The sequence below is a fragment of the Salinivibrio sp. MA427 genome, assembly GCF_001996115.1.
In the GTDB taxonomy this organism is placed as follows: domain Bacteria; phylum Pseudomonadota; class Gammaproteobacteria; order Enterobacterales; family Vibrionaceae; genus Salinivibrio; species Salinivibrio costicola.
On sequence record NZ_MUFH01000208.1, the window covers coordinates 1 to 4,723 of the forward strand.

Consider the following 4,723-nt stretch of genomic DNA (forward strand, 5'->3'; position numbering starts at 1 on the left):
CACCCAGACGTTGTATATCACGACACCCCAGAGCCTAACGTCGCCGCTCATGATAGGGTCGATAACACACCGTTAAGCATGGTGCTGCAACAGTTAACATTAATTCAGCGTATGATCCCTGAGTTAAATATGCTCACTGCGACATTGCGTCAGCAAGCACTCAAACAAAGCCGGACTTAGCGCCTCCTCACACGCACGTGCCCAGCTATCGAGCCGTCGTTGGCTGGGCTTGCGGTTAAAACACTGACACTGACGCCTCAAGGTCAGCACTCTGTCAAATTACACTTATTTACGCGATCTACGGTTGAAAGCCTGACGTTGAAGACGGATATTAGATCCATGTCATCTGTTGAGTCTGGCAACTATACTTATCATTTAGCGGCTTGTTGTCGCCGCATAGCCCGCCTGGAGCATTTATGGCTATTCATGTAGGAATCATTGATTCGGATCCAGTCCGACTCGTTACCCCGGTTTTACATCAACAATTGCCTGTCAGTAAGTTGGTATTGATTGGTACGCTTGAACAAGATCTCGAGTTTGAGCGACTCACTCGTGTGTTAGCCCCGAAAGGCATTGAAACGGAGTTTTTTGAAATCTCGGATGATATCAATATCCGAGAAGTCAAAAGCCAAGTAAAGCGTCTTGCCGAACAGCTCACCCAATCTTCTGAAGACATTCTTTTTAATGCGAGCTGTGGCCTACGCCACCAATTATTGTCTGCTTACGAAGTGTTTAGAACCTATCAATGGCCCTGTTATGTGATTGAGCCCTACAGCGACGAATTGTGCTGGCTCTATCCCGACGGTCTTCCACAGCAACAGGTTGAAGATCATATTAGTTTGACCGAGTACATGACGATTTTTGGTGCCCGTTGCGCAGATCACGATGAAGAGGAAACCGGCTGTCTCACCAATGATATTTATCGGTTAGGAGAAAAATGGGCGAGCAATGCTTATGAATTAGGCCCAGGCTTAGCCACTTTAAATTACTTAGCGACCACTTGCCGAAAAGAACAGTGCCTGGATGTTGCATTGAGTGAAAAACAGCAAGGCTATCGCGAACTTGGGATGCTGCTCGACGATTTATCGGATGCGGGATTAGCGCGCTACGAAAATGGTGTGCTCACTTTTAGCTGTGAGGAAGCCCGACGTTTTGCCAACGGAGAATGGCTGGAAAGCTACGTGCACCACACGGTCACTTCTATCCAAAAAGAATTACCGACCATCCAAGACAGTGCGCTTTCTATGCAGGTTTATCGCCAAATTGGCGAGCGAGAAGTCCGCAATGAGTTGGATGTCGCCATGGTGGTTAACAATAAGCTTCATATCATTGAGTGCAAGACAAAGGGCATGTCTAGCGACGGTGATGACACCCTGTATAAATTAGAGTCTTTGCGCGATTTACTGGGTGGCTTGCAAGCACGTGCGATGCTGGTCAGCTTTAGACCATTACGTCATCACGATATTACGCGGGGTACAGATCTGGGTTTAGCTTTGATCGGCCCTGACCAGCTGGCCAACTTACGCACCCATCTTTACGATTGGTTTATTGCGGCTGGCGGTACTATCGAAGTAAGAACAAGTTAATCGCTTACGCAAGGCGATACGACACGTTCGACAACCTTGTCGGCAATAAAAAACGCGGTGCTCATCAGGGCACCGCGTTCAAGGATAACGATATCGCGCTAGCTGATATCGCGCTAGCTTATAGTAGCTTACGGGCCGCTTCCACCACCACTTTGATGGAACGTGCTTCCGTTTCTTTTAAGGTCGCGTGATCTGGGATTTCTTTTTGCGTACGGTTGATAATCACACCCGCGACACAGCCGGCGCGTAGGCCTGAGCTGGCACACATGGTCAGCAAAGTGGCCGATTCCATCTCAAAGTTCAACACACCCATCTCTTGCCATTCTTGCATTGAGCCTTGGAAACGACGCACAACGCGACCGCTAAAGGTGTCATAACGCTCTTGGCCTGGGTAGAAGGTATCACTTGATGCGGTCACCCCTGTATGTACGGTAGCACCATCTTCATCAACGGCGGCTTTCATCGCGGTCGCAACATCAAAATCAGGCACCGCTGGGAATTCCATCGGTGCAAAGTGAGTACTGGCACCGTCAAGACGTACAGAGCCGGTGGTCACGATCATATCACCGACGTTAATGTCAGGCTGGATAGCGCCTGTAGTACCAACACGCAAGAAGGTATTCACGCCTAATTGCGCCAATTCTTCTACCGCAATAGACGTTGACGGTCCACCAATGCCGGTTGAGCAAACCACCACGGATTTGCCATCTAGCCAACCGAGGTACAAGGTATATTCACGCTGTGAGGCGAGAAACGTTGGGTTTTCCATCAAGTTCGCGATTTTTTCAACGCGAGCAGGATCACCAGGAATGATGGCAGTGGTTGCGCCTTGTAGATCGGCTTTTGTGACGCCAAGGTGGAATACAGGGGTATCAGACATAATCAGTCTCCTCGCTGGATGCTATCATCAGCATTTAAAATAATGTAAGGCCTACCGAGGTAGGCCTGAACTCGTTATTGATTATGTATTTAGGATACCCAAATCTGCTCCTTTTTATGTGACCATAATCGACATATTGCACGATAATCTCTTACAACTTTCAGAATTTAGAGATCAATATCACTTTATAAAGGTAAAAGCAGACAGAGGGTGTCCTCATTTTTGGTCCTAATCACGCAACAGGCGTAATGCATTCAGTGTCACCAACGCTGTCGCCCCACTGTCTGCCAGTACAGCCACCCATAAACCGGTGATCCCTAACACACTGGTGACCAAAAACACCCCTTTTAGTCCTAGCGCAATCGTGATGTTTTGCCGCACATTGGCTTGCGTCGCGCGCGCGAGCTGAAGAACGCGAGGCAGCTCAATTAAACGATTATGGCTCAATGCTGCTTCGGCGGTTTCAAGCGCAACATCCGTCCCACTGCCCATCGCGACCCCCAACTGAGCGGCTTTCATTGCAGGAGCGTCATTAATGCCATCGCCAATCATGGCGATCCGATACTGACTCGCGAACGCTTCAACCGCCGCAACCTTGTCTTCAGGTAATAGTCCAGCACGATAATCAATCCCTAACTCGTCGGCAATTTCAGCAGCGGCTGTCGGGTTATCCCCTGTCAGCATCACAGGATGGATCCCCATCGCGCGGATCTGCTCAATCGCCTCACGTGCGTCCTCGCGCAATTTATCGCGCCAGCCAATCATGCCATAAGGGCGCTCATCGACCATCACTACCACAACGGTGACTCCGCGTGCCGCGATCTGACTGGCCTGTTGATACTGCGCATGCTCGAGCGTGGCGTCCGAGAGTTTGTCGATCGCAACCATCCGAACAAGCTGGCCGTCGACTTTCCCTTCTACGCCTCGGCCTGCATTGGCTTGAAGCCCTGTCGCATCGGGGATAGAAAGACCGCGTTCCGTGCTGTAGAGCACGAGTGATTTAGCCAATGGATGATGACTACCGCGTTCGATCGCTGTCGCCAGTTGCAACAGCGTGGTTTCATCGCCTTGCCACACGCAAACATCCGTGACCATGGGCTTACCTTCTGTCAGTGTGCCCGTTTTATCAAAGGATACCGCGTTGATACTTGCCAAGCTTTCTAGCGCCGCTCCCCCTTTAATTAACGCGCCTCGACGTGCTGCCGTGGCCAAGCCCGAGGTGATAGCCGCTGGTGTGGAAATCACCAGCGCACAGGGGCATGCAATCAATAATAGTGCTAGGCCACGGTATAACCACTCTTGCCAACTGGCAGCAAAAAAGAGGGGGGGAACGACAACCACTAACACGGCTACGCCAATCATCGTCGGGGTATACCAACGACTGAATCTATCGATAAAGCGTTCAATCGGTGCTTTTTTTGACTCGGCTTGCTCAATCAAATGCAGGATTCGGTCAATGGCGTTTTCACCTTGGGCAGAGGTCACCGTCAGTGTCACCGTTTTATCGGTGGCTAAACTGCCTGCCATCACGGTGTCGCCTGCTTCAATATCGACCGGAATCGACTCTCCCGTCAGGGCGCTTTGATCAAAACTCGCCGCCATTTCCATCAACTTGCCATCCGCCGGCAAACGCTCACCGGCGCTAATCTCAATCACATCACCGGGCGTTAATGTGCTCGCCGCAACGGCTTCACGTTCACCGTTTTTGCCCACTCGCGTCACGGTTTCTGGCACTAACGCCATTAATGATTGAATACCGTCACGGGCACGCGTCGAGGCATAGCCTTCCAGCCGCTCGCCAATGAGAAACAGTACCAACACCATGGCCGCTTCCGTCGTTTCTCCTAGGTAGAGGGCACCGAGTGCGGCAATACTCATCAGTGTTTCAATGGAAAACGGGGATCCCTGACGTGCCAGCCTGCCCGCTTTGAGTAAGATAGGCGTTAATCCGACCACGGTGGCGCCGGTAAATAACCAGTCTGACAGTGAGGGAGACCAATAATGCAGGCCCCAGGCGATGAGCATGCTGCCAATCAATCCAAACAGTAGTGCATCATCGCGCCACTTTTGCCAGCCAGAAGGCTCTATAGCGGGTTGATTTAATGCCAGCAGTGGAAAGCCCACTTTTTTGGCCGCGTACTGAATCGCCGCAAGCGTATCAGCGGGTGCATTGTGGGAGAGAGACACCCGTAACTTTTCAGTCGCAAACAGTACTGTCGCACTTTCAACACCCGGTGTGGCGTGAATCGCCTTCTCT

General features: G+C 51.0%; 4 protein-coding genes. 2 read left to right on the forward strand and 2 right to left on the reverse strand.

What is annotated here, in order from left to right:
- Together BZG79_RS11800 and BZG79_RS11805 are read left to right on the forward strand one after the other, a co-directional pair.
- A partial coding sequence (locus tag BZG79_RS11800; RefSeq protein ID WP_199877774.1) for a hypothetical protein occupies positions 1-180 on the forward strand: 180 nt, incomplete at its 5' end.
- A 236-nt stretch (positions 181-416) separates the two neighbouring features.
- Positions 417-1,586, forward strand: a complete 1,170-nt coding sequence (locus tag BZG79_RS11805) for a DUF1887 family CARF protein (protein WP_077461079.1) — start codon at positions 417-419, stop codon at positions 1,584-1,586.
- Between the two features lie 118 nt (positions 1,587-1,704).
- Here BZG79_RS11805 and udp read toward each other — a convergent pair whose 3' ends face one another.
- Together udp and BZG79_RS11815 are read right to left on the reverse strand one after the other, a co-directional pair.
- Complete coding sequence (gene udp, locus BZG79_RS11810) at positions 1,705-2,466, reverse strand: uridine phosphorylase (RefSeq protein WP_077461078.1); 762 nt, start codon at positions 2,464-2,466, stop codon at positions 1,705-1,707.
- A gap of 228 nt (positions 2,467-2,694) precedes the next feature.
- Positions 2,695-4,723: zinc/cadmium/mercury/lead-transporting ATPase (locus tag BZG79_RS11815; RefSeq protein ID WP_347336591.1), on the reverse strand; the 2,029-nt coding region annotated here is incomplete at its 5' end.